Source organism: Synechococcus sp. 'PEA 65AY6A-5F PE A' (assembly GCF_047462575.1).
Lineage (GTDB): Bacteria > Cyanobacteriota > Cyanobacteriia > Thermostichales > Thermostichaceae > Thermostichus.
The window spans coordinates 10,104-33,044 of sequence record NZ_JAOALE010000022.1 but is presented as its reverse complement, the minus strand read 5'-3'; the positions used below and the strand labels follow the sequence as shown (position 1 = coordinate 33,044).

24 protein-coding genes and 2 tRNA genes are annotated in these 22,941 nt (G+C 61.1%); 15 read left to right on the top strand and 11 right to left on the bottom strand.

Annotated features, from left to right (window positions below; genetic code table 11):
- Nucleotides 1–13: 13 nt before the first annotated feature.
- A complete protein-coding gene (locus GG26_RS08785) occupies nt 14–442 on the bottom strand; it encodes a Fur family transcriptional regulator (RefSeq protein ID WP_011431097.1) in 429 nt (142 codons plus the stop codon).
- Between the two features lie 244 nt (nt 443–686).
- On the opposite strand from GG26_RS08785, the gene GG26_RS08780 reads away from it, so the two are divergent.
- The 4 genes from GG26_RS08780 to GG26_RS08765 all read left to right on the top strand — a co-directional run bounded on the left by GG26_RS08780 (nt 687) and on the right by GG26_RS08765 (nt 3,940).
- Nucleotides 687–1,883 carry a metallophosphoesterase family protein gene (locus GG26_RS08780; protein ID WP_414390037.1) on the top strand — a complete coding sequence of 399 codons (1,197 nt, stop codon included), beginning with the start codon at nt 687–689 and terminating at the stop codon, nt 1,881–1,883.
- A 294-nt stretch (nt 1,884–2,177) separates the two neighbouring features.
- Nucleotides 2,178–2,249, top strand: a tRNA-Val gene (locus tag GG26_RS08775).
- Nucleotides 2,250–2,533: 284 nt separating this feature from the next.
- Nucleotides 2,534–3,307, top strand: coding sequence for a PspA/IM30 family protein (locus GG26_RS08770; RefSeq protein WP_011431094.1), 774 nt, complete (start codon nt 2,534–2,536; stop codon nt 3,305–3,307).
- 168 nt (nt 3,308–3,475) lie between these two features.
- A complete protein-coding gene (locus GG26_RS08765) occupies nt 3,476–3,940 on the top strand; it encodes a pentapeptide repeat-containing protein (RefSeq protein ID WP_011431093.1) in 465 nt (154 codons plus the stop codon).
- Between the two features lie 11 nt (nt 3,941–3,951).
- Here GG26_RS08765 and cysQ read toward each other — a convergent pair whose 3' ends face one another.
- The 5 genes from cysQ to rpsP all read right to left on the bottom strand — a co-directional run bounded on the left by cysQ (nt 3,952) and on the right by rpsP (nt 7,447).
- Nucleotides 3,952–4,749, bottom strand: coding sequence for a 3'(2'),5'-bisphosphate nucleotidase CysQ (gene cysQ, locus GG26_RS08760; RefSeq protein WP_414390034.1), 798 nt, complete (start codon nt 4,747–4,749; stop codon nt 3,952–3,954).
- A 17-nt stretch (nt 4,750–4,766) separates the two neighbouring features.
- A complete protein-coding gene (gene hisF / locus GG26_RS08755) occupies nt 4,767–5,528 on the bottom strand; it encodes an imidazole glycerol phosphate synthase subunit HisF (protein ID WP_011431091.1) in 762 nt (253 codons plus the stop codon).
- A gap of 27 nt (nt 5,529–5,555) precedes the next feature.
- A complete protein-coding gene (locus GG26_RS08750) occupies nt 5,556–6,659 on the bottom strand; it encodes an ArsA family ATPase (RefSeq protein WP_011431090.1) in 1,104 nt (367 codons plus the stop codon).
- The gene (locus GG26_RS08745) at nt 6,656–6,916 is read right to left on the bottom strand and encodes a KH domain-containing protein (RefSeq protein ID WP_011431089.1); all 261 of its coding nucleotides are present in this window, start codon (nt 6,914–6,916) and stop codon (nt 6,656–6,658) included. Before GG26_RS08745 ends, GG26_RS08750 begins: the two co-directional genes overlap by 4 nt.
- 63 nt (nt 6,917–6,979) lie before the next feature.
- Complete coding sequence (rpsP, locus tag GG26_RS08740) at nt 6,980–7,447, bottom strand: 30S ribosomal protein S16 (RefSeq protein WP_011431088.1); 468 nt, start codon at nt 7,445–7,447, stop codon at nt 6,980–6,982.
- Nucleotides 7,448–7,685: 238 nt separating this feature from the next.
- Here rpsP and GG26_RS08735 point away from each other — a divergent pair, with 238 nt between their 5' ends.
- On the top strand, nt 7,686–8,123 hold the full coding sequence (locus GG26_RS08735) for a TerB family tellurite resistance protein (protein ID WP_011431087.1): 438 nt from the start codon (nt 7,686–7,688) through the stop codon (nt 8,121–8,123).
- Between the two features lie 51 nt (nt 8,124–8,174).
- Here the strand turns inward: GG26_RS08735 and GG26_RS08730 are convergent, their stop codons facing one another.
- A complete protein-coding gene (locus GG26_RS08730) occupies nt 8,175–8,594 on the bottom strand; it encodes a metal-sensing transcriptional repressor (protein WP_414390028.1) in 420 nt (139 codons plus the stop codon).
- A gap of 89 nt (nt 8,595–8,683) precedes the next feature.
- Between GG26_RS08730 and sds the strand changes: the two genes are divergently transcribed.
- Nucleotides 8,684–9,655 (top strand): solanesyl diphosphate synthase, encoded by a 972-nt coding sequence (sds, locus tag GG26_RS08725; protein WP_011431085.1) that lies wholly within the window; start codon nt 8,684–8,686, stop codon nt 9,653–9,655.
- Between the two features lie 15 nt (nt 9,656–9,670).
- Here sds and lepB read toward each other — a convergent pair whose 3' ends face one another.
- Nucleotides 9,671–10,357 carry a signal peptidase I gene (gene lepB, locus GG26_RS08720; protein ID WP_011431084.1) on the bottom strand — a complete coding sequence of 229 codons (687 nt, stop codon included), beginning with the start codon at nt 10,355–10,357 and terminating at the stop codon, nt 9,671–9,673.
- Between the two features lie 160 nt (nt 10,358–10,517).
- On the opposite strand from lepB, the gene GG26_RS08715 reads away from it, so the two are divergent.
- Nucleotides 10,518–10,832, top strand: a complete 315-nt coding sequence (locus GG26_RS08715) for a hypothetical protein (RefSeq protein WP_011431083.1) — start codon at nt 10,518–10,520, stop codon at nt 10,830–10,832.
- A gap of 129 nt (nt 10,833–10,961) precedes the next feature.
- Here the strand turns inward: GG26_RS08715 and GG26_RS08710 are convergent, their stop codons facing one another.
- Nucleotides 10,962–12,029 carry a general secretion pathway protein gene (locus GG26_RS08710; RefSeq protein WP_011431082.1) on the bottom strand — a complete coding sequence of 356 codons (1,068 nt, stop codon included), beginning with the start codon at nt 12,027–12,029 and terminating at the stop codon, nt 10,962–10,964.
- 168 nt (nt 12,030–12,197) lie between these two features.
- Between GG26_RS08710 and GG26_RS08705 the strand changes: the two genes are divergently transcribed.
- From GG26_RS08705 to GG26_RS08685, 5 genes are all read left to right on the top strand, one after another.
- Nucleotides 12,198–12,935, top strand: a complete 738-nt coding sequence (locus GG26_RS08705) for a pyridoxine 5'-phosphate synthase (protein WP_011431081.1) — start codon at nt 12,198–12,200, stop codon at nt 12,933–12,935.
- Nucleotides 12,932–13,564 carry a DUF3318 domain-containing protein gene (locus tag GG26_RS08700; RefSeq protein WP_011431080.1) on the top strand — a complete coding sequence of 211 codons (633 nt, stop codon included), beginning with the start codon at nt 12,932–12,934 and terminating at the stop codon, nt 13,562–13,564. The genes GG26_RS08705 and GG26_RS08700 overlap by 4 nt, the downstream gene beginning before the upstream one ends.
- An 18-nt stretch (nt 13,565–13,582) precedes the next feature.
- Entirely contained in the window at nt 13,583–14,404 is an 822-nt protein-coding gene (locus tag GG26_RS08695) for a biotin--[acetyl-CoA-carboxylase] ligase (RefSeq protein ID WP_099812887.1), read from the top strand.
- A 21-nt stretch (nt 14,405–14,425) separates the two neighbouring features.
- A complete protein-coding gene (locus GG26_RS08690) occupies nt 14,426–15,400 on the top strand; it encodes a M23 family metallopeptidase (RefSeq protein WP_099812888.1) in 975 nt (324 codons plus the stop codon).
- A 74-nt stretch (nt 15,401–15,474) separates the two neighbouring features.
- A tRNA-Leu gene (locus GG26_RS08685) sits at nt 15,475–15,555 on the top strand.
- A gap of 231 nt (nt 15,556–15,786) precedes the next feature.
- Here GG26_RS08685 and GG26_RS08680 read toward each other — a convergent pair.
- Nucleotides 15,787–16,800: a glycosyltransferase family 9 protein gene (locus GG26_RS08680; protein ID WP_049749781.1), complete on the bottom strand. Its 1,014-nt coding sequence runs from the start codon at nt 16,798–16,800 to the stop codon at nt 15,787–15,789.
- Between the two features lie 499 nt (nt 16,801–17,299).
- Here GG26_RS08680 and GG26_RS08675 point away from each other — a divergent pair, with 499 nt between their 5' ends.
- Both GG26_RS08675 and GG26_RS08670 read left to right on the top strand, forming a co-directional pair.
- Complete coding sequence (locus GG26_RS08675) at nt 17,300–18,460, top strand: DegT/DnrJ/EryC1/StrS family aminotransferase (RefSeq protein WP_414390021.1); 1,161 nt, start codon at nt 17,300–17,302, stop codon at nt 18,458–18,460.
- Nucleotides 18,461–18,555: 95 nt separating this feature from the next.
- Nucleotides 18,556–19,764 carry a DUF58 domain-containing protein gene (locus tag GG26_RS08670; RefSeq protein ID WP_099812889.1) on the top strand — a complete coding sequence of 403 codons (1,209 nt, stop codon included), beginning with the start codon at nt 18,556–18,558 and terminating at the stop codon, nt 19,762–19,764.
- 186 nt (nt 19,765–19,950) lie between these two features.
- On the opposite strand, the gene GG26_RS08665 is transcribed toward GG26_RS08670, so the two are convergent.
- Nucleotides 19,951–20,910 carry an NAD(+) kinase gene (locus GG26_RS08665; protein WP_011431074.1) on the bottom strand — a complete coding sequence of 320 codons (960 nt, stop codon included), beginning with the start codon at nt 20,908–20,910 and terminating at the stop codon, nt 19,951–19,953.
- A 427-nt stretch (nt 20,911–21,337) separates the two neighbouring features.
- Between GG26_RS08665 and GG26_RS08660 the strand changes: the two genes are divergently transcribed.
- On the top strand, nt 21,338–22,941 hold a 1,604-nt coding region (locus GG26_RS08660; RefSeq protein ID WP_414390017.1), incomplete at its 3' end, for a serine/threonine protein kinase.

Here is a 22,941-nt window from a genome sequence, read left to right as displayed (position 1 = left end):
CTGGCTGGCCAGCTCAGCTTTCCCCGGGATTTTCCACCCCATAGAACTCAATGCGGTAGCTCTGGATGCGAGTGCCTGTCTTCTGCTCTACCTGGGCCAGCAGCTCCGGCGGCAGCTCCACATCTACGTCCAGGATGCGGTTGCTATCCAGGCAGTTGACATGGCTGTGAGGATGGGTACGATTGCCGTAGCGGCGCCCATCGGCGCGATCTAGGCACTCGATGATGTTGTGGCTGGCCAGAGCCTCCAGATTTTGATAGACGGATGTGTGGCCAATGGGCTTGCCCTGCCGATTGAGGCGGTCGTAGATCTCTCTGGCAGAAAGGTGCTCGCCGCATTGCCACAGCAGTTCCAAAATATAGCGACGCTGCCGGCTGAGGCGCAGATTGCACTCCCGGCATCGCTCCAAAGCAGCTTCCAAAGAATCCACAGGGCGAGGCATGGGCAAACTTCAAGTCATACCGAGTCTGAGATAGCTGGTTACTCATTCACACTAGTTTAACATTCCTAAATCGAAGTTTCCAAAGGCTGATCTCCAGATCTCCGTCGGGCATCGACCTGTCCAGGCAGTGTGCGGAGGAAAGGGCGCCAACGGGAGCGCGTCAATTATCAGTTATTTTCTTCAGTTATTTACAATACGATATCGCCTATCTACGAATATCGCTGGGGTGTTGAGGAGAAGCGGGATGCGGCGGCGCCAAATGATCTTAGGCCTGTTGGGATTGGCCGGCAGCAGTGGATTGGTGGGGGCCTATTGGGCCAGTCGGCAGCGCCCTGCTTCTGTGCCTCTATCCGCAGAGATGGGATCCCCTGCTTCCCCGCCTCCTACCCCTCGGCCTACGCCCACAGTTGTCCCCCATCCGGAAGCTCCCCGGGGCCTTTACATCCCAGCCCGCCGCGATCTGCGCCTGATGGTGATCAGCGACCTGAATGGCATCTACGGCTCGGTGGACTACGACCCGGAGGTGGATCGGGCCATCCGCCTCATCCCCTATTTCCAGCCGGATATCGTCTTGGGGGGAGGGGACATGGTGGCTGGCCAAGATCCCCGCCTGTCGGAGGAGCGCATCCGCGCCATGTGGGCAGCCTTTGACCGGCATGTGGCCGGCCCGCTTCGTGCTGCCAAACTGCCCTACGGCTTCACGCTGGGCAACCACGATGCGTCCTGTGCCCGCAGCACGCGCGGGGGCTTTCTCTTCCAAAAAGAACGGGATCTGGCCCGCGAGTTTTGGAACGACCCGGCCCACGATCCCGGTTTGAATTTTGTGGATCGAGGCGACTTTCCCTTTTATTACACCTTCGAAAAAGACGGGGTGTTTTACTTAGTTTGGGATGCCACCTGCAACTACATCCCGCCGGAACAGATGGCCTGGACAGAAGCGGCGCTGGCCAGCGAACGAGCCCAGAAGGCCAAGTTGCGCATCGTCATCGGTCACCTACCTCTCTATGCGATTACCGTCGGACGCGACGATCCGGGAGAGGTGCTGCTGGAGGCAGACGCCAAACGGGCCCTGCTGGAGAAATATCGCGTCCACACTTACATCAGCGGCCACCACCAAGGCTACTACCCCGGCCACAAGGGGCAACTGCAACTGCTCCATTGCGGCATCCTCGGCTCCGGCCCCCGCCCCCTCCTGAATAGCCCCCTGCCCCCCCGCAAGACCCTTACCCTCATCGATGTGGACTTCGACGCTCCGGAGGTTACCTACTACACCACCTACCACATGCGGGATCTGAGCGTGATCGACCAAGCCGAACTGCCCCGCTTCATCACCGGCCACAACGGCCTGGTGCTGCGCCGCGATGTTAACTGGGATAACCTCACCCCCGAAGAAATCGCCACCTGCCAAGCTCGTATTGGATCCCTGTGCCGCGACGACTGACTCTTAAGCTCAGGAGCGTTGCATCTCGGCAAAAGACTGATAGCTCCTCTGCGGATGGTAGAGATGGCGCTGCTGCACAATGTCCTGTATCGACACCTGGGAGAAGTGCCGCTTGTGCAGATGGGATCCCCGCCTGCGCTGGGCCAGGCACAAGTGTAGGAGGGGATGGACAAGGCCATAGAAGTCGTCGTCTTGGCAGCCCCGAGCGGCAAGGAGTGGGCCTCGAAGTGGCTTGCAGATGTGATATCATCAATTTCCAACCCTTGGGCAGATGCGCAGCCGCATCTTCAGCGAGGGCTGTTAACTCAGAGGTAGAGTACCACCTTGACACGGTGGGAGCCGCTGGTTCGATTCCAGCACAGCCCATTGTCAGAGGATCCCAAAGACTCTGCCAAAGTTCGAAAAGGCCTTGTCCGGCAAACCCTCTCGGCTTTCAGGGATCCCGACAATTCCATGCAACCTGCGAAAATCCAGGGGGGGACGGGCTCCTCTCTGCAGCGGCTGTTTTGGAGGGCTGGAGCGTTGGTCTGGGGTTACGGCCAATTTCTTCGGATCCCGGCCAGGGATCCCTATACTGGAGTAGGAGCCCTGGAAGGCGCCGGCGTGGCAAGGGTAGCATTAGGTCAAACTGCGAGAGGGGGAAACGACCGATGGGATTGTTCGATCGGGTCAGCCGGATCATCAGAGCCAACCTCAACGCGCTGATCAGCAGTGCCGAAGATCCGGAGAAAATCCTGAACCAAACCATTCAGGACATGTCTGAGGATCACTACCAAATGCGGCAGGCAGTTGCCCAGGCCATTGCTGCCCAGAAGCGGATCGAGCGGCAGTACGAGCAGGCGCAGCAGAACGTCGACGAGTGGCAAAGGCGCGCCGAGTTGGCCCTGCGCAACAACAACGAGGCCCTGGCCCGCGAAGCGCTGGTGCGCAAGAAAACCTTTGCCGAAACCGCCCAGAGCCTGAAGCGGCAGTTGGATGAGCAGACCAAACAGGTGGAAGTCTTGAAGGCCAACATGACCAAGCTGGAGAGCAAGATCGCCGAGGCCAAGACCAAAAAGGATATGCTCATCGCGCGGGCTCGGGCGGCCAAAGCTTCCCAACAAATTAACCAGGTTATCGGACGGGTGGACGCCACCAGTGCCTTCGCGGCTTTCGAGCGTATGGAAGAGAAGGTAAACGCCCTGGAAGCTCAGTCGGCGGCCGTGGCCGAGCTGGCGGTGGACAACTTGGAGCGACAGTTTGCCGCTTTGGAAGCAGGTGGCTCGGACATCGATCACGAGCTGATGATGCTGAAAGCGGCGATGGGGGGCCAATTGCCCGCCGGAGAGCAGAAAGCTCTGCCGAGAGATCAATCTGCTGCCACCAGCGAGAGCGAGGTAGATGTAGAGCTAGAAAATCTACGCCGCGAAATCGACCGGCTTTGAACGAATGGGAGGTAGCGTCTTCTTGAGAGTGTCTCCTCTGGGCTCAGGGGCGTTGGGGTATCCTAAGCAGGGGGACACAGAGTGGTAAGCTAGCCCAGAAGAGCTCTTGGCCTGCCTCTGGTGGGGTTAGGGTAGCCTTCTGCGTTTTTGCGAGAGAAACAAACAGCGATGACCACAGCGAGTATCAAACCTCTGCTGGACGCCAAGCAACTGTTGCAGGCTTATGCGTCTGGCCGGCGGGATTTTTCTGGAACCAACCTGAGCGGAGCCCAGTTGAGCGGCGCGAACTTGAGGGGCATTGTCCTGCGGGATGCCGACTTAAGTGGGGCGGATTTGCGCGAGGGGGATCTGTCGGGCGCAGATCTCTCAGGGGCCGACCTGCGCGGAGCCAAACTGCGGCGGGTGAACCTCATTGGGGCCAAGCTGGTCAAGGCCGATCTGCGGGGGGCCAACCTCTACCGGGCCAAGTTGCTCAGGGCCGACCTTAGCGAGGCCGATCTCAGCCGCGCCGATTTGCGAATTGGCGCCGATCTGCGGGGAGCCATCATCACCAACACCCGTTTTCGCGGCGCCCTCTACGATGAGTACACCAAGTTTCCGGAGGGGTTCAACCCCACCGAGATGGGCATGTAATCCCAGGCTTTCTAGGGAACCAGCTCCTGCCACAGTTGGGCTGCATCGGCGGCAGCCACCACAAAGGGCGGGTTGTGCAGATCAGGCTTGTTGTAGCGCAAGGGATCCCCTTTTAGATCGGTGACGCTTCCCCCGGCTTGCTCGACGATGCAGTGGGCAGCAGCAGTATCCCACTCCATGGTTGGGTCGAAGCGGGGGTAGAGATGGGCGGATCCCTCGGCCACAAAGCAGAGTTTCAGGGCGCTGCCCACCGACTTCACCTCGAGGGAACCGTAGCGCCGCCGCAGCCGCTCGAGAAATTGCTCCGTCTCCGGGCCGCGGTGGGAGCGGCTGGCCACCACTTGCAGAGGGGCCTGGGCGGGCGGGCGGGCCCGGATGGGCTGATCTCCTCTATAGGCCCCCAGCCTTTGCACAGCCCTGTAGGTAAGGCCGAGAGCGGGGGCATGGACGACGCCTAAGATGGGGATCCCTGCCTCGACGAGGGCGATGTTCACGGTGAACTGGCCGCTGCGCCCGATAAACTCGCGCGTGCCGTCCAAGGGATCCACCAGCCAGAACTGCCGCCACTGTTGCCGCTCCGGATACGGGATCCCGCCGGATTCTTCCGAGAGCACGGGGAGGCCGGGGGTCAGATCTTGCAGGCCCCGCAGGATCAAGTGGTGGGCGGCCAGATCGGCTTCGGTGAGGGGGGAGGAGTCGGCCTTGTCCCTGACCCGGATCTGATCTTGCCGATAGATCTCCAAAATGGCCTGCCCGGCTGTTTCCGCAAGGCGGCTGACATGGGGCAGGAGATCGGCCAGATCCTGCATGGGCAAACTCTCCAGGTTTAGCGACGCACCGGAATGCCGTGGGCGGCCAAATCGGCTTTGATCTGGGCAATTGTCAACTGGCCGTAGTGGAGCAGCGAGGCCAACAGGGCTGCTTCTGCTCCCCCCTCTTGCAGAGCCTGGCGGATGTGGGCACATTCCCCTGCCCCCCCTGAGGCGATCACCGGCACCGCCACCGCCTCGGCCACGCGGCGGGTCAGCTCCAAGTCGTAGCCCGCTTGGGTGCCGTCGGCGTCCATGCTGGTCAACAAGATCTCCCCCGCCCCCCGCTCGGCCACGGTTTTGGCCCACTCCACCGCGTCCAGGCCCGTCGGCTCCCTCCCCCCGCGCACGTACACTTCCCAACCGCCACCCTGAGGTTTGGCACGGGCGTCGATGGCCACCACGATGCACTGGGATCCAAACCGACGGCTGGCCTGGGTGACCAGATCCGGATCCCGGACTGCCGCCGAATTGAGGCTCACCTTGTCGGCCCCGGCCCGCAACAGTTGCCGGATCCCTTCCAGATCGCGGATCCCACCTCCCACCGTGAGGGGGATAAACACCTGCTCCGCCGTGCGCCGCACCACCTCCAGCAAGATTTCCCGCTCTTCGTGAGTGGCGGTGATGTCTAGAAAAACCAGCTCGTCAGCTCCCGCCTGGTCGTAGGCCTGGGCCAGCTCCACCGGATCCCCGGCATCGCGCAACTGCACAAACCGGATCCCTTTGACCACCCGCCCCGCCGCCACATCCAGGCAGGGAATGATCCGCTTGGCCAACATCGCCTTCTCCTCCGCTGGCGCGATGGCCTAGCCAAAGGTGATGACTAAGAAAGGCTCCTGAAACTTGGCCCCGGTTACCTGCCGGCCTGCCAAGCTGGGGGGCAAGAACAAGTTGCGCCGCTGATCCCCGGCGGTGATGGTCAGTTCCGGCCCCGACTGGCTCAGCTCGATCTGGGCCTTGCTGAAGCCGGGAATAAACAGCTTGACGGTACGGGCTCCCTCGTCGATGGCCACCGGCGGCGGCACCTGCGGCACCGCGAAAATCCCTCCTACCGCCTCTTCCAAAGCCGACCAATCGGATCCCTGGCGCCGCGGCAGGATGCGCACAGGCAGCGGAGAAAAATCGGCAGCCGACACTTCCCCAGGAACCAGCGGCATGACCCAGAGGCCACCCACCGTCAGCCCCACCATCTGGGCGCTGCCCCAGAGGTAGCGGGCAGTCTGCACGGCCATCGGATCCGGGGTGGTTACCAGGTGGGCCAACACGCGACGAGGATCGGCGATGGCCTGGCGTCCCTCCTCGAAAATGTTGGTCATCCCCCCCAGCCGATTCGACAGATCCTCTAAAGACGAGAACTCCACTGTGCTGACCGATCGCAGCAGGGGCTCGACGAAAGGGCGCAGGGTTTTGGCCAAGTCGGAGCCCAAAAAAGCTTTAGAAGCCCGCCGCCAGTACCAACTGGCCACCTCCGGGATCCCAAAAGCCCGCAAGGTGGTCAGATCCCCCGGCCCATCGTAGAGAATACAGTCGTACTGGCCGCTGGCATCGTAGCGACGCAGGGCTTCCAGAGCCAGGGCCTGATCCATCCCCGGCAACACCCCCAGCTCCTGGCCGTAGATCTCCCGGAAAAAGGGAGTGCGCACGTATTGGGCTTCCAGCTCCTTGGCCGCCGTCCAGTGTTGCTCCAGGAGCTGAGTTGTGCGCAACTGCACCACACTTAAATTGGCGGCAATGGTTACCGGCTCGCCGGAAAGCGGGATCCCACCCAAGAGCATCTCCAGCCCCGACCCCGGCTGATGGCCCACCAACAGCACCCGCCGCCCCTGCTGGGCTGCTGCCCGGGCCGCTGCCACGGCCAGGGTGCTCCGGCCTGTGCCCCCTTTGCCCAAGAAGGTAAGGATCTGGCTCATTCCCGCTCTCCAGACTCTCCGTAGATGTCGATGTACAGCGATTGCCCCGCCAACTGAGCTGCCGCCATCATTACCTGCCGAATGGCCTGCAGGGTGCGCCCGCCTCGCCCCAACACCCGCCCGCGATCCTTGGGGTCAAAAGCCAGCCGCAGCCATACCTTGCGCCCGCCACAAGTGGTTTCCACATCCATTTGCGGCGGGCCACCGCTGAGCAACGGCTCGATCAGGAGATGGACAAGGGCCTCGTAATCCGGCATGGGGAGCTAGACGACAGGGAAGAACAACTGCCGAGCCAAGCTTAACCGAAAGCGTAGCCGACCCTAGGCCTCAACCTGAGGCTTTTCCTCCTCAGGCTCCGGCTCCTGGGAGTTCGGTTCCGCTGCCGCCCCAGCCGGCTCGACTTCCCCCGGTTGCCCTGCCATCTCGGCAGAGGCCTCGCAAACAGCGGCAGGCTCCTCTGTGGACGGCGCCGGATCAGGGATCCCAGCCTCCGGCTTGGCGATAGCCGGGATGCGAATCGCGGCAACCACTCCGCCCTCGCCGGCTTTGAGCATCTCGTAGATGCCGGCCTTCCTGAGGAGGCTGTCCACCGTATCTGTAGGCTGAGCGCCACAACGCAACCACTTGAGCAGGCCTGCCGTCTCCAGAACCGTCTCCTTGGTGCGCGGGTTGTAGTAGCCCAACTCCTCCAGCGGACGACCCTCGCGGCGGGCCTTACTTTCGATGGCGACGATGCGATAAGTGGGTTGCCGTCTTTTTCCGTAGCGCTTGAGCCGCAATTTAACCATGGGGTGTCTGCTCCTCGGGGGTGCTCCGCAAGCTGTAAAGGGTTACCAAGAGAAAAAAAGATGAAGCAAGCCAAGTTGCCGCCCCTTCCCACATCCCAGCGGAAGTCTTGGCGGCTAGCTATGACACAGGCCCTCTATTGTAATCGATTTTTCCTCGGCTGAAAAAGGGTCGAATCGACACCAGGTGGCATCTTCGTGGCAAAGTTGAAGAGGAAACCCAAGCTCAGCAGCAACCCCTATGGTCAACTACGCCGACTTGACAGATGAGCAGCGCCAGCTCTACCTCAAAGCCTTGATCGCGGTGGCCCGCGTGGACGGCCAGTTGGACGAAGAGGAGAGCAACTTTTTCCTGCAAATTGCAGAAGGGATGGGCGTCGAAAAACAGGTGGCCCAAAGCTATCTGGCCGACGAGACAGGCGCAACCCTAGACCTCAGCCGGATCCCTCCTCTACACAATGCAGCCGGAGCCTTGATCCTGAGAGATTTGGCGGCGATGGCGGTGGTCAACAACAAGCTAGCGGAAAAAGAAGAGGCCCTGATTTTCGAGATCGGCAAAGCCATGCAGTTCAGCCAGGAGGAGATCAACGAGTTCTTGGACTGGGCCTTCATGGGCCTGCAATGGCAACTGAAAAGCGCCGCTCTGCTGGAGCGCTACGCTGCCGACGGCAACAGCTAGCCTTGGCTTGAGCAAAGCCCAGCCCACCCCCATGGGAAAGGCTTGTATCCACTAGCTGATGTAGCGATCCAGGGCCCGCTGCAGCTCTTCCAGTTCCACCTCGATGTTGCCACTTTCGATGGCGTGGCGGATGCAGTGACGGATGTGATCGTCAAGAATAAGGCGCGCCACCCGATCCAGTGCCCCCTTGACAGCGGCAATCTGCAGCAGCACATCCGGACAGGGCTGATCCTGCTCGATCATGGAGCGGATCCCGCGCACATGCCCCTCGATGCGAGCCAGACGATGGATCAGCTTGCGCCGCGACTGCGGGTCATGGTGGTGAGGCTGGGCTCGCCCCGATAGAGGTGGCCGCTCCAGTGCAAGCTCCCACTCCTCCTCCCAATCGGGTTCTGCAGGGAGGGAGGGGACAGAGCCGGTTGGCACTGGGGGAACGGGATCCGACATAAAAAAGCAGAGGACTGTTTGCATGATACCGCTCGCTTTTCCCCGAGAACGTTGGGGTGCTCTACAATAAGGGGAGATATGAAATTTTGTAAAACCTCTCATACTTTGGCTCCATGACCTCTGTGCTCTCCCCCTTTGGCCCTGTAGAAGCGGATCTGGAGCGTTTACGCCAGAACCTGTCGCGGCTGGTTAGCGCCAAACACCCAATTCTGGCCATGGCTGCCGAACATCTGTTTTCGGCGGGGGGGAAAGGGATCCGACCGGCGATTGTGCTGTTGATTGCGCGGGCTACTACGCCGGATGGGGAGATTACCCCGCAGCATTGGCGCCTGGCGGAAATTACCGAGATGATCCACACGGCCAGCTTGGTGCACGACGATGTCATCGACACTGCCGATGTGCGGCGGGGCATCGACACAGTAAATACCCTTTTCGACAACCGCGTAGCGGTGCTGGCGGGGGACTACCTCTTCGGCCAAGCTGCCTGGTATTTGGCTAACCTGGACAATCTGGAAGTGGTGAAGCTCCTGTCCAAGGTGATCATGGATCTGCCGGAGGGCGAGGTGCGCCAGAGCCTCACCCGCTTCGACCCGGATGTGTCCTTGGAAGAGTACCTGGCCAAGAGCTTCTACAAAACCGCCTCCCTCATATCCGGCAGTTCTAAGGCCGCCGGGCTGCTGAGCGGGGTCAGTCCTGAGGTGGCCGATCGCCTCTTCGACTTTGGCCGCGACCTGGGCATTGCCTTCCAAATCGTGGACGACCTGCTGGATTTCACCGCTTCGGCAGAGATGCTCGGTAAGCCGGTGGGATCTGACCTCATCCAGGGCAACTTGACGGCACCGGTTTTGTTCGCCCTGGAGGAGTTTCCCCAGATGCGAGAGCTGATCCTCCGAGAGCTGGCCGAACCCCAGGATCTCCAGCAGGCCCTGGAGTGGGTTTACCAGAGCAATGGGATCCCGCGCTCCCGCGAGTTGGCGCGAGACTATGCCCGTCGGGCTGCTGAGGCGTTGGAAGTTCTCCCCGATTCGGTAGCCCGCCGAGCTTTGTTTCAGATGGTGGACTATGTGCTGGAGCGGGCCCGCTGAGAGGTTTTCCCAGGTTTAGGTTCGACTCCCCGAGGCCTGCGCCCCTTCAGAAGAGAGCTCCGGATACTCTGGCGGGGTGAAAAAGTGCAGGCGATTGGGGGGCCAAAAGCGGAAGATGGTGTTGCCGATGATGTTCTCTTCCGGCAAAAATCCCCACACATGGGAGTCTTGGCTGTCGTTGCGGTTGTCCCCCATCACAAAATAGGAGCCGGGGGGGACGAGAAATTCGGATCCCTGGTTGGGCACGCCGGGGCAGCGCTCGCCCGGACAGGAGTAATTGGGGGGAGCGTAGATATAGTCCTCCTGGAGCGGGATGCCGTTGACGATCACCTTGCCATCGGCAATGCGGATGCGATCCCCCGGCAGGCCGATCACCCGCTTGATGTAGGCACCGTCGAAGTTCAGCTTGGCAGGCGGGTAGAAGACGATGATGTCGCCCCGTCTGGGGGAGCTGAAGCGGTAGCTGATCTTTTCCACCACCAGCCGATCTCCTTCTTCTAGGGTGGGCAGCATCGAATCGGAGGGGATCCAACGTGCTTCCGCCACAAAGGTGCGAATGCCGAAGGCCAACAGCAGCGCCAGCACCACTGTCAGCAAGTTCTCCCGCTGAGCCTGCCACCAAGCGCGGGATCTGGAGCCAGCGGAGGTTTCTCCTGGCGGCAGCTTGGGCTGGGGCAAAGACGTCGGATCTTTTGACGACATGGCGGCTAGCGCACAAGACTGCACGATCTCCAGATTATCGCACTCAACCGAGGCAATAGGAGCAGAGGCTGTCCGGTCAAGCCGACGCTAGAGAGACAAAAGGCCGGGAGTAGCCTAGGATCGATAGGCGGAGATACCCTGCTCGTGACTTCCAAGCCCCATGACGATTTCGACAGAAGAGCGCCTAGAGCGGGTCGAGCGGCTGGTTGAAACCAACAGCCAAGCAATAGCTCGCCTCACCCAACAACAAGGGGAGATTCTGGATCGGATCGATCGGCTCTCAGGAGATACCCAAAAGCTCTCGGAGCGGGTCGAGAAGCTCTCGGGTGACGTCGAAAAGCTCACTTTTAAGTTCGACACCGCCCAAACCATTGGGGAACGGCTGGAACGTCTGGCCACCAGCCTGATTGCCGGGGCCACCATCAGCATTATTGCCGGGGTGATTTTGGTGCTGTTGCGGGAGGGATCCCGCTAGGAAGAAGCCGCTCAGGTTGTCGTGGGAATGGGACGCCTGGAGCGAGGAGGAGAGGCTTCTGGATTCCTACGGGCAGGGATTGGGGCAGGAGAGCAGTGGCCCGGCCTGTATCCAAATGCCCATAGGAGATCAACTGCCGGAATTGAGTTTTTCCCAGTCCTGCTGGCGGATGGCGATCATCTGGGCTTGGGCCTGAATGGCCGCCAGCATTTCTGTCATCAGGGGCCAGTCGCTGCCGGGGGGGGTGGGGTATTGCTTCAGCTTCTCGATTGTGGTGCTGAGGGCAGCTTGCAGTTGTTGCAGCAGTTGATGGGCCTGCTGGGCCAAAGCCACAGTCTCGGAGACGCGGAGGCGGTTTTGGCCTTGCTGATACTTGTGGAGGGTCTCCCCTCGCAGAATGCTGAGGATGGCGCCTTCCCTGGAGGAGGAAACCTGGCCACTCTTGGAGCGCTGGGGAATGATGCGCAATTGCAGCACCAGCGGCTCCCCCCGATACATCCGCTCTGCTTCCGCCTGCTGGGGCTCCCCGATCAGCCCTGCATCCAGGGCCATCATCCGCTTCATGGCGGCGATCAACTTTGCCCGTATCGACTCCGAGAGATCCTTAAATAGATCCCGCAAAATCCCCTGCTGGCGGTAGCGCACCCGACACACCAACCCCTCCTGGGGTTCAACAAAAATTTGCTCCGCTTTCTCCTCCAAAGCTCGCCGCAGCATCGAGTTCAGCAACTGCTGCGCCGTCTCTTCCGATTCGTCAACAGGAAGGGGCGGAGCAGTTGGCCGTGCCGGCAGCGGCTGGGTGGGGGTCAGTCGGCTGGGCGGCTCGGCCACGGGAGCAGGAACTTCCCGGGTGACGCGGCTGGCTTGGGCCTGGAGGCGTAGCTGCTCCACCTCTGCCGGGCTCGGCGGATGGCTGAAGTAGTAGGCAATTAAATCCTGCTGCTGCTCAAAAGTAATCGGGATCGGCTCAACGGAGATCTGGGAATAGGCGAGCATCTTGCTCACGTAGTCCAACGCCGCCAAATCCTGGGGATCCACCATGCCCAAGATCAAGCTGTCGGTGTCCAGAGCGAGGGGCACAACCTGGTAGTAGATGCAGATTTCTACCGGCAGGTATTGGGCAATCAGGACCGGCACCCGCGCCCGGTCAACAATGGAGTGTTGTCCCACCGCCAAAGAGGTATCTGGATTGGTCATGGCAAGCCCGCAGTGGATCCCGGAGGGGCGAGGTGTCGTTCTCGATCATAAAGCCTGTGCCCCTTAGCTCTGCGCCCCGCAATACCCTGACTCGTCTGACCGGCACAAGTAATGAATAATGTAATACTAGGAGCATTCATCACCAGCTACAGTGAAAGAAGTTGAGCCTTGTTAAGTCTGGGAGTTAACATCGACCACGTCGCCACCCTGCGCCAGGCTCGCCGCACCGTAGAGCCGGATCCGGTGGCCGCGGCGGTGATCGCCGAGTTGGCAGGGGCAGATGGGATCACGGTGCATTTGCGCGAGGATCGCCGCCATATCCAGGAGCGGGATGTGCGGCTACTGCGCCAGACGGTGCGCACCCACCTCAACTTGGAGATGGCCGCCACCGACGAGATGGTGGCCATCGCCCTGGAGATCAAGCCCGATTATGTCACCCTAGTGCCCGAGCGGCGAGAAGAGGTCACCACCGAGGGCGGTCTGGATGTGGCCGGGCAGGTGTCGCGTCTTAGCGAGGTGGTAAGCCAACTGCAGGGATCCGGCATTCCCGTCAGCTTGTTTGTCGATCCCGATCCCATCCAAATTGCCGCCGCTGCCCAGGTGGGGGCCCGCTGGGTGGAACTGCACACGGGACGCTATGCGGAGGCATCCTCGGAGGCGCAGCAAGAGGCGGAGTTGGCCCAACTGCGGCAGGCCAGCCAACAGGCGATTCAACTGGGCTTGCGGGTGAACGCCGGACACGGCCTCACCTACTGGAACGTCGGCCCGGTGGCCCGGATCCCTGGCATGGAAGAGCTGAACATCGGCCATAGCATCATCAGTCGAGCGGTGCTGGTGGGATTGGAGCGGGCAGTGCGAGAGATGCGTCAGGCGATGGGATTAAGCTCAGGAGTAGGCCCGGCATGAACTCGGAGTACTACAGCTACGACAACTACGTTCTCGACCAGGCTGAGATCGATCGCCTGCTGGATCTGCTGCCCGCCAGCATGCGGGAGAGCGTGAAGATCTTGCCGGCCTCGGAGCGGCAGACGGTGGTGATCAAGGGCCGCCGACAGATGCCCTGGGAACGGCAGATGCGGCTGTTCATCAAACCCTACGAGTGGCGACAGTTCACTCCCCTGCAGCGGGCAGGGCTGTTTCTCCACAAGGTGGGCTACTACAGCCGGGCAGCCTCGCGGCAGATCGACTTTTACCTGGCCATAGCGGCTCTGGGAGGGCTGAGCCTGATCTTCGAGGTCGTGCAGCAAGACCCGGTGGGGGCGACGGTTTCGGGAGGGTTGAGCGGCTTGGCGCTTTGGCAGTTGCGCCGCGACCAGACCAACGACCGCCGTCTTCTGGCTGCCGATGCCTACGCCGTGGATCGCCTGGTGTTGCGCGGGATCCCACGGCTGCAGGCGGTGGAGGCGCTGGGGCAGGCGCTGCACGTGGAGGCCCGTCTGGAGGGGCGCTCCGGCAACGACCTGCTGGACATGTTGCGCTATCAAAATCTGAAGCGGTTGGCCCAACGCCCGGCAGAAGATATCGTGTTGAGCTAGGGCTGGGGGGACTTAGCCATGCTCTCCCCCTCGCGGCTGGGATCCCTGGTGGGCCAGGGGGCATGGGGCCACCACCTCTTGCAGGTGGTGACAACCGACTCCACCAACCGGCTGCTTTTGCAGTGGGGGCGCCAGTTTCCTCAGCCCCTGCCGCCGGGCACGGTTTTGGTCAGCACCCGCCAACGGGCAGGACAGGGCCAGCACGGGCGGGTGTGGCACTCGGAGCCGGGGGGGCTGTATCTGTCGGTCTGGCTGGGATCCCCGCCTCTGCGGCATTCGCTGCTGGAGTTGACCCTGACGCTGGCCTGGGGTGTTGTGGATAGCCTACGACAGAAACTGGGGATCCCGCTGCGGCTGAAATGGCCCAACGACCTGGTGGTGGTGGATGAGCAGTGTCCGGGTTCTCTGCGCAAGCTGGGTGGCCTCTTGGTGCAGAGCCGCTTTGGGGAGAGAGGGCAACTGCTGGGGCTGGTGGCCGGCGTTGGGGTCAATGTCAACAATCCCGTGCCCGCTGGCGGGATTGCCTTGGCAGAAATTCTGGGATCCCGGCAGGACAGCACCGCAGTTGCCGCCTGGGTTTTGCAGGGGATGGAGCGCGGGTTTCAGATCTGGCTGCAGGAGGGGTTTGCCCCTGTGCGCTCCAGGTACGAAGCCTGGACGGTGAAGCCGCAAGTCCAATGGCTCCCTGGTGAGGCGTCGGCTACGGTTTTGGGCCTTGCCGAGGATGGCAGGCTGCGGGTACAAACTCCAGGAGGACAGATCCTCGTCCTTTCTCCCGACCAGGTGCGCCTGAGCTATCAAGCGTCTCTTGCCAGTGGCCCTTCGTTTCCTCCTGAGTGACCCGTGTTGGATCCCTTGCGCATGTCGGCAAAGTCTTTTTGGCTGCGTCTTCTCTCCCGGCCAGGCAGCCGGTTGGCGAGAAGGGCGCGGCTGCTGCGGCGGCTGGGCCTGGGCTTAGGGTTGGGACTGGGCCTGCTGCTCTGCTTCTCTTCCACCGCTCTGCTGGCGCAGACGCAACTCCATCCTCTGCCCCCTCCTCCCTCAATAGGCCCGGCTCTGGACACCCCTGGAGCAGAAGCCCTGCTGTTGGATGGTGCCATTCCCCTGCCGGCGGGCAGCCCAGAGTCTCCAGGCTTGGCGTCCAAACCTGGCAGCTCTCCAACCCTGGAGGCAGAAACCCGCGCAGAGACGGTGGTGGGGCGGGAAATTATTATGGAGCCGCCAGCAACCCAGAACTTGGCCGTCGATGCTCAGCCGGAAAGTGGGGTGCCGGTGGTGCTGATGGAGCGCAGCTCCGGTCGCCGCATCATCCTCATGCCAGGCGAAGAGATTCGTATTGAGGATCCCAGCCAACCCCAAACGCCTAAGCCGCCAGCGCCGGCATTGCCCGAATTGGCGACAGGTGAAGAACAGTTGCTCTATCCTTTGCCCCACCCCGTGCCGATTACCTCTGGGTTTGGCATGCGAATTCACCCCATCCGCGGCCAGCCAGAGTTCCATGCCGGCGTGGATCTGGGGGCCAGCCTGGGCACGCCAATCCTGGCTGCGTTGAGCGGCAAGGTGGTGAGCGCGGGATCCTTGGGAGGCCTGGGAATTACGGTTGTGCTGGACCATGGCGGCAGTCGGCGCACCCGCTACGGCCACATGTCCGAAGTCGCGGTAAGAGCCGGGGAAGTGGTGGAACAGGGATCCGTGATCGGCTATGTGGGGGCAACCGGGGCGGTAACCGGGCCACACCTGCACTTTGAGCTGTGGAAGCGGGCAGGGGGGCAAGGCTGGGTGGTTTTGGACGCCACAGAGGAGCTGAAGGTCGCCGTTGCCCAGTTGCCGGGTTAGCCAGAGCCGGCTTGGGTTAGCATAATTGAGCGGGATCCGAGTCGGCTGACAACCGGCCTACGGGGCCAGCTTTTGCGGACGTGGCGGAATGGCAGACGCGCTAGACTTAGGATCTAGTGCCGCAAGGCGTAAGGGTTCAAGTCCCTTCGTCCGCATGGCCAAACAAGCTCCTCATTCCCGGCCTTTTTCCTAGAGGGAGAAGGAGAAAACTGTGCTACTCCCTTTCCAGGCTGGGACAGCCGGTATAGCGGGACAAGCTCTCCCTGGGGCGAGGAGCGCAGTGTCCTGGGAGAGGAGTTGGGGTGAGGGAATGGTTTCAAACTTGTCCGAAGTGGCTGCAGGATCCCATAACCTTTTGGGCTGGTCTTGGGGAAAGTCTTCTGCCGCTAGCCGGGGAAGATCACTTGCAGGATTTGCTCAGGAGCAATCGAGTCGATCACCCCGTTGGCAGCCTTAACGGCGCGGAACGGCCCTTCGGAAGGCAGCAGCCGCTCCGGCTCAGTGGGGCCAAACACAGCCACCAGGGGAGTTTGGGTGGCTACTGCTAGGTGCATGGGGGCGCTGTCGGTACACAACAGCAGGGTGGAGCCAGCAATCAAGGCCGCCAGTTGGCCCAGGTGGGGAGGGCGGCTCACCGGCAGATCCGGCAGTTGCGACAGAAAGCCCTCCGCCAGCTGCTCATCTTCTGGCCCCAGCAGCAGCACCAGCGGCAGCTCCGGCCGCTTTTCCCGGAAGCCCTTGATGACCTTGACCCAGCTGGCGGGGGGGTAGATTTTCTGAATTCCCTTCTCCTGGGACAGTTGGCTGGCGCCGGGATGTAACAGCACGTAATCTTGGGCAGCATCCCCCAGCAGGCGCTTGCGTTCCTGCTCGGCCCACTCCAGGTCTGTCTTCTTTAGGCGAACCTGAGGCAGGCCTGCCGTCGCAGTGATGCCAAACCCCTGCAGCAGGTCGTGATACATGCTCGCTGCATATTGGGCCGGCTTCAGGGGCACCGGGTCGGTCAGCCAAGGTCGCCCAGGCCCTGGTGGAGCATAGCCAACCCGCTTCGGGATCCCAGTTAGCCAAAGCAGCAGCTTGACCCCTAAGCTTCTGCCCAGGCTCAGCACCGCATCGTACTGCCGTTCCCGGATTCGCCCCAGCAGATCGCTGATATCTCCCAACGAGAGCTGCTCTTTAAACGGAAAGGTTAGCACCCGATTCACCGAGGGACAAACCTCGTAGGCAGCTGCCGCCCGCGGCTCCACCAACACCTCTAGCTCCGCTTCTGGAAAGCGCTGCCGCAAACTTGCCAGGGTGGGAAAAAAAAGAATTTGGTCGCCAATCCCTCCCGGCACCAAAGCTAGAATTCGGGGGGCCAAAGGGGCTTTGCCGAGAACTGCTTGAGAAGCAACCTGCATAGAACATCCTGTCGATAGCTGTAGCCGACCTAGGGAATCCCTGGCCAGGGACGTACCGCGTTTACTCTATCTCAGATTGGGATAGATTCGGAGTGGGCTGGGATCCCAGCAGTCCACTTGTAGCGAAGATAAGGGAAGAATCACTTGGGGCCAGAGCGTTGTGGACGCCGAAAATCAGCTTTTCCGCCTCAGGGAAGAGGCATAGGCGATTTTAATCGCTGATTTCTCTCTCTGCTACACTGTACATACTGACCTACCTTCGTGAAAAACCTAGCCGGCAGCTAAGCAAGACAAACCAAGCAGAGCCTTGGCATTATGTCCTTGCTTGCGCTAGCGGGACAGGGCCGTGAGAGCTGTCTAGAGGCGGCTTGACAACGCCTTTACGAGTCCAGCAACGGACTGGGTAAGAATTCTCCAGCTTTCTTTAGTTGGTGGGAGTGTCGAAAGCTCTCATCCTCGATAATGGGCTGTGGCCGCTACCTTCCCAAAAGGCAGCACCGTGACGGATGAGCCTATTCCGCTGCTGGACTTGACCTTGCAATACCGCGCTCTGGCTGAAACTCTTCTGCCCGAGGTGGAGGCGTTGCTGGCCTCAGGCCAGTACATCGGGGGAGAGGCGGTGCGGCGTTTTGAGGAGCTATTCTCCCGGTTTCTTGGCGGCGGGGACCTGGAGGCTGTTGGCTGCAATTCCGGCACCGATGCTTTGGTGCTGGCCTTGCGCGCCCTTGGGATCCAAGCAGGTGACGAGGTGATCACCACTGCCTTTAGCTTTTTTGCCTCCGCCGAGGCTATCGACTTGGTGGGGGCACGGCCGGTGTTTGTGGATGTGGATCCCTGCACTTTTAACCTGGATCCCCAGCTTTTGGAAAAGAGCATTTCCCCCCGCACCAAGGCGGTGATCCCGGTGCATCTGTTCGGCCAGGCGGCCAACATGACCGAGATTCTGGCCATCGCGCGGCGACATGGGTTGGCCGTGATAGAAGATTGCGCCCAGGCGGTGGGGGCCTGTTGGGGGGGCAGGCCGGTGGGCACCTGGGGAGATATCGGCTGCTTCAGCTTTTTTCCCACCAAAAACTTGGGGGCTGCAGGGGATGGCGGGGCAGTGGTGACCCGGGATCCACAATTGGCCCGCAAGGTTCGCATTCTTAAAGAACACGGCCAGACTCGCCAATACCAGCACGAGCACATCGGCCTCAACAGCCGCCTCGACGCGCTGCAAGCCGTGATCCTGTCGGTTAAGTTGCCCTACCTGCGGGAGTGGAACTGGCGGCGGCAGGCCATTGCCGAGGGCTATCACCGCCTGTTGCAAGGGATCCCTGGGCTGATCCTGCCCCAGGTGGCGGTGGGGGGCAACTCGGTGTGGCACCAGTACACGGTGCGGGTGCCTGGTTCCGACTCGACGGACTCGCGGCGGCGCGACCGGTTGCAAAAGCAGTTGCAGGAGCGGGGCATTGCCAGCCGCGTTTACTACCCCATCCCGCTGCATCTGCAGCCGGTGTACCGCAAAAAGTTGGGGTACAAACCTGGGGATCTGCCCAATGCTGAGCTCTGTGCTGCTCAAGTGTTGTCCTTGCCCTGTTTTCCTGAGTTGACTCTCCAACAACAGGAGCGGGTGGCTGCGGCCATTGCCCAAATCCTCACCGAACAAACCTGCTCCTAGTGCCTGATCCCTTTACGCTGCAAGATACGGGTATTCTTGCGCGGAGGGTTGGGGAGCAAGAATTAGCGGTACAGGGCTGCAGAGGAGGCAGGCAAATGTTATTGAAACTTAGCCAAACGGCACTTCAACTCCTGCAATCGTTGCAGTGGCCGCGGAAGTTGGGGATCCGCCCTCCCCAGTTGTCCTCAAGGCAGCGGGTTCGTTTTCTGCGCCGCTTCCGCTTTACCCGCATCGGGGGGCGGTTTGTTGGGATCACCCTCTTGGTAAGCATTGCCGCCTTCAACACCGGCAACAATCCCCTTTACTTGGTGCTGGGGATGCTGCTCAGCCTCATTCTCCTCAGCGGCATGCTCTCCGAGCTTACCCTCAAAGATCTGGAGGTGAGCCGGCAGTTGCCCAGCCGCATTTTTGCCGGCCAGCCGGTCTTGGTGGGGCTGACGCTGGTCAACCGCAAACGGCGCCTGCCCAGTTTTTCCCTACAGGTCAGCGAGCGCATTGAGGGGCTCAGGCGGGCCGATTGGCCTTCCAGCTACGTTTTGCGCTTGGATCCCGGCGCCAAGCTAGATACCTTCTATCAGCACACTTTTTCACGGCGAGGGGCGTGGCGGCTGCAGGGCTTTGAAATTGCCACCAGCTTTCCCTTTGAACTCTTCCGCAAGGCAGTGGAAATTGAGGATGCGCAGACGGTGATCGTGTTTCCTCGGCCTGCCCCTGTGCAGGGTTTGCTGCTGCCGGATCAGTTCAGCGGCGGCAGCCGGTTGCGCCCTCAGCCGGGCCAGGAGGGGGACTATCTCAGCTTGCGGCCTTATCGTCCCCAAGATGATGTGCGCTCGGTGCACTGGAAGATCTCGGCCAAACGGGATCAACTGGTCGTGCGCGAGCTGGAGCGTCCCCGTTCCCAGGCCATTGTCCTCTGTTTTGAAAACCGCTGGCAGCCGCGGGGAGAAGGCCCTGAAGCGCATCGCAACAAGCTGGAGCGGGCCGTAGAGCGCTGTGCCGGGATCCTCACCTATCTCATCCGGGAAGGCCACCCGGTGGCGTTGGCCACCTTGCAGGAGCGGACTCCTTTCGGAACGGATTTGGCCCATCTAGATTGCCTATTGGCCCTCTTGGCTCAACTGACGTTTGTCGGGGATCCGCAACTCAATTCTCAACTGAAAAGAGAGCCTGATCCCTCTGTCGGGTTTAACCTCACCCCCCAAGATCGCTGTGTGCTGCTGGCCCATCCCGGCCAGGATGGAAAATCTGCCCCGGCCCATCTCATCCACACGGGATCCCTGCTGCAATTTATCCCAATTGAGTGAACCTCAGACTCATTTTGATAGCGGAATCCGTCGGGGAGCGTTTGGAAAGCTTGAGTCGCGGATCTCTTTAAAGCTTTAGGTTGAACTGCTGGAAAAGTGTCTGAGTAGGTAAAGTCTGAGGCTCATGGGAGAGGATTCCAGGGGAGTCAAACTCCGCTACTCTAGCTCCCCAACTTTAGGATCCCTTTATCCCCCTTCCGGGCGGTGGTTGGTGGTGGGGATGTAGATGCGGCTGCCGGCCCACTGCAGTTTTTCTCGCAGGGTGCGGAAGTAGGAGAGGTCTTTTTCTAGGATCAGCAGCTTGGCCGGCAGGTGAGCCCGTTGAATTTGTACCCACTGGCCGGGGTTGACCGATTGGGCCAAGACGCCATCGCTCCAGAGGCGGGTCAGCCCTTCCGGATCGGCAAGGGGCCAGATCTCCACCGTAGCCGTGCCGCCGATGACGATGGGACGGCTGGACAAGCTGAGGGGACAGATGGGGGTGATGATGATGGCCTCAAAGCTGGGCTCCAGAATGGGGCCGTTGGCTGCCAGGGTGTAGGAGGTGGATCCCGTCGGTGTAGCCACCAGCACACCATCCCCGTGGTACTGATCCAAAATCTCGCCATTGACTTCGATTTCCAGGATGGCGGCGGGCAGGCGTTCCCGGTTGATGGGCTTGAGGCACATTTCGTTGAGGGCGTAGTACACGTCACTGACCGGGCGGCCCTGCCGCTTGCCCTCGCCAGGAATAGCCCCTTGCCCCAGTTGCACTTGCTCCCAAATCTGGGCCTGCAACATCATCCGGGCTTGCAGGACGAAGTCTCCGGCCTGGATGCGATCCCAGGGATCCTGGTGCAGCACCCGCTCTGACTGGGCCAAAAACCCCAGCCTGCCCCCCGACTGAATGGGCAAAATCGGGATCCCATGGGGGGCCAGGTGGCGGGCCGCCGCCAACACCGACCCATCTCCCCCCAGTACCACAGCTAGGTCGATGGGATCGGAAGTGGCCTCCAGGAAGACCGGGTAGGGGTTGTGGTGCAAGCCGGTGGGGGCTGTTAGCACCGTAACGCCGCGCCGGCGCAACTGCTCCGCACACAGTTGACAGGCGGCCTTGCTCTCCCGATCCCCCTCTTTGTAGGCAATCACCACCAAGCCCAAGTCCATAAGCCCTCGCGCAGGGATCCCTTCCGATCATCCCCCTTTGGGCTGAAGGTTGCCCAGAAGGCTGAATTTCCCCCAGCATTCCCTTGCGCTTTTTTCACATTTACTGGAGATCCTTAAAAAAATCTCTAAATAGTCATTCCAAATGGTAATAAAAAACGGCTTGTCGCAACGCTGTCGCGCACGCGCTGGCGGCGCAAAGCGCTATCCCTAACTCCCCTCTCCCTTTGGGAGAGGGGCTGGGGGTGAGGGGGGCTGGGAGAGGGGCTGGAGGTGGTCGCGCCGGCGGCGCGGAGCGCTTGGGCCTCCAGAGAGTCAAAGATTGGGATCCCTGAAGTTGGACTGAGCAATGGGCGGGTATGAATTCCGGCAATTGGTTTATCGTATGGACATCTTGGCCTGAGCTGCCTCTTCTTGCGCCTGCAAACCTATGTCTTTTGATCTCACCAATCGCATTTTGGGCGGTCGCTACCGGCTAATTCAAGAAATCGGTGGTGGCGGCATGGGATCCGTCTTTCGCGCCTTGGACTTACACAACAACCACCAAGAGGTGGCGGTCAAGATCCTGCACGCGCCCTTGCTGCTGAGCCGGGGCGACGCCCAGATCGATTTGCGCCGCCGCTTTGCCGAAGAGATCCGCATCAGCATCCTTCTGGGACAGCATCCCCGCATCGTCAAAGTTTTGGATCACGGCCAAGAGGGCGAGCAAGCCTACCTGGTGATGGAGTACCTCAAGGGGCAGGATCTGGGCAAGCTGATGCGGGAAAAAGGGGCTCTGCCGCTTCGGCAAGTCATTCGGTTGGCCCTGCAGGCTTGTGAAGGGCTGCACTTTGCCCACACGTTCCGCGCCAAGGTAGATGGCCGCGAGATTCGGGGCGTGATTCACCGCGACATCAAGCCCAGCAACCTGTTTCTCGAGCAAGTCTTGCAAGAGGGCCAACTCACGTCTCAACTGAAAATCCTCGACTTCGGCGTGGCCAAGACCCTGGCGGATCACACCCTCAGCCTAGGCACCCACAAAGGGGGCGGATTTATCGGCACGGCCCGTTACGCCTCTCCTGAACAGATACGGGGCAAGTCTCTGGATGCCCGCTCGGATATCTACTCGTTTGGGGTGGTGCTCTACGAGATGCTGACGGGATCCATGCCCTTTCAATTGGAAACCGACTCGTTGCACAGTTGGATCCACGCCCATTGCTACGAAAGCCCCCTTGAGATCAACCCGGAGACAACTCCGCAGCCGATCCCGCCCGCCTTGGCAGCGGTGGTGATGGATTGCCTGAAGAAAAACCCGGACGAACGCCCGCAGACGATGCAGGAGCTGGGGGAGCGGCTGCTGCAGGCCTATGAGCTGACGGTGGCCACTCAACTCCCCAGCAGCCAGGCCAGTACCGTGATTCTTCCCACCGGCGGTGCCAAGGCTCAAAACGAGGCTCCACCCTCTTCCGATCCCAGACCGCCGATCAAAACCACCGGCAATACAGGATCGGCTTCTGGAGCCTTTGAAGACATCCGCGATGAAGATCTGGATCTTGTCGAAGATGAGCCCATCCCGCCTGCAGGTGCAGGGATCCCCTATTACATCGCCGAGCGGGAACCTCTCCCCTCAGATCCCTCGGCAGAAGCTGCGCCGGATCCCTCCCCCAAAGTTGAAGGCGAAACTGCCGAAACGCCCTCTACAGTCATCCAGGCCAGCAACACGCTTCCGGCTGCTCCCCCTCAGGATCCCCCCGTCCCACCACGAACGGATACTCCCCCTACCCGTCCCCTGCCGCAAGCCGCCCCCCCAACGGTTCTCCAGCCTTCCGGCAGCAGCCTAAAGTGGGTCTTGGCCGGGGGAGGCGCTGTGGCTTTGTTGGCCGCCTTTTGGCTCTGGCCGCGCCCAACAATCCGCGATACTCAGGAAGAGCCGGAGCCGATTTCTACCGCTGAAGTCACCCCAACACCTACCCCCGCGCCCGCCCCGACTCCGACACCGCCACCCACCCCGACTCCGACACCGCCACCCACCCCGACTCCGACACCGCCACCCAC

Excerpts from the sequence above, each read along its gene's own strand:
- GG26_RS08730 (WP_414390028.1), bottom strand. The coding sequence starts at position 8,594 with ATGCAAACAGTCCTCTGCTTTTTTATGTCGGATCCCGTTCCCCCAGTG.
- GG26_RS08695 (WP_099812887.1), top strand. The coding sequence starts at position 13,583 with ATGCTCTCCCCCTCGCGGCTGGGATCCCTGGTGGGCCAGGGGGCATGG.
- GG26_RS08690 (WP_099812888.1), top strand. The coding sequence starts at position 14,426 with ATGTCGGCAAAGTCTTTTTGGCTGCGTCTTCTCTCCCGGCCAGGCAGC.
- GG26_RS08765 (WP_011431093.1), top strand. The coding sequence starts at position 3,476 with ATGACCACAGCGAGTATCAAACCTCTGCTGGACGCCAAGCAACTGTTG.
- GG26_RS08700 (WP_011431080.1), top strand. The coding sequence starts at position 12,932 with ATGAACTCGGAGTACTACAGCTACGACAACTACGTTCTCGACCAGGCT.
- cysQ (WP_414390034.1), bottom strand. The coding sequence starts at position 4,749 with ATGCAGGATCTGGCCGATCTCCTGCCCCATGTCAGCCGCCTTGCGGAA.
- GG26_RS08750 (WP_011431090.1), bottom strand. The coding sequence starts at position 6,659 with ATGAGCCAGATCCTTACCTTCTTGGGCAAAGGGGGCACAGGCCGGAGC.
- sds (WP_011431085.1), top strand. The coding sequence starts at position 8,684 with ATGACCTCTGTGCTCTCCCCCTTTGGCCCTGTAGAAGCGGATCTGGAG.
- GG26_RS08665 (WP_011431074.1), bottom strand. The coding sequence starts at position 20,910 with ATGGACTTGGGCTTGGTGGTGATTGCCTACAAAGAGGGGGATCGGGAG.
- GG26_RS08770 (WP_011431094.1), top strand. The coding sequence starts at position 2,534 with ATGGGATTGTTCGATCGGGTCAGCCGGATCATCAGAGCCAACCTCAAC.
- lepB (WP_011431084.1), bottom strand. The coding sequence starts at position 10,357 with ATGTCGTCAAAAGATCCGACGTCTTTGCCCCAGCCCAAGCTGCCGCCA.
- GG26_RS08745 (WP_011431089.1), bottom strand. The coding sequence starts at position 6,916 with ATGCCGGATTACGAGGCCCTTGTCCATCTCCTGATCGAGCCGTTGCTC.
- rpsP (WP_011431088.1), bottom strand. The coding sequence starts at position 7,447 with ATGGTTAAATTGCGGCTCAAGCGCTACGGAAAAAGACGGCAACCCACT.
- GG26_RS08680 (WP_049749781.1), bottom strand. The coding sequence starts at position 16,800 with ATGCAGGTTGCTTCTCAAGCAGTTCTCGGCAAAGCCCCTTTGGCCCCC.
- GG26_RS08780 (WP_414390037.1), top strand. The coding sequence starts at position 687 with ATGCGGCGGCGCCAAATGATCTTAGGCCTGTTGGGATTGGCCGGCAGC.
- GG26_RS08710 (WP_011431082.1), bottom strand. The coding sequence starts at position 12,029 with ATGACCAATCCAGATACCTCTTTGGCGGTGGGACAACACTCCATTGTT.
- GG26_RS08715 (WP_011431083.1), top strand. The coding sequence starts at position 10,518 with ATGACGATTTCGACAGAAGAGCGCCTAGAGCGGGTCGAGCGGCTGGTT.
- GG26_RS08670 (WP_099812889.1), top strand. The coding sequence starts at position 18,556 with ATGTTATTGAAACTTAGCCAAACGGCACTTCAACTCCTGCAATCGTTG.
- hisF (WP_011431091.1), bottom strand. The coding sequence starts at position 5,528 with ATGTTGGCCAAGCGGATCATTCCCTGCCTGGATGTGGCGGCGGGGCGG.
- GG26_RS08735 (WP_011431087.1), top strand. The coding sequence starts at position 7,686 with ATGGTCAACTACGCCGACTTGACAGATGAGCAGCGCCAGCTCTACCTC.
- GG26_RS08785 (WP_011431097.1), bottom strand. The coding sequence starts at position 442 with ATGCCTCGCCCTGTGGATTCTTTGGAAGCTGCTTTGGAGCGATGCCGG.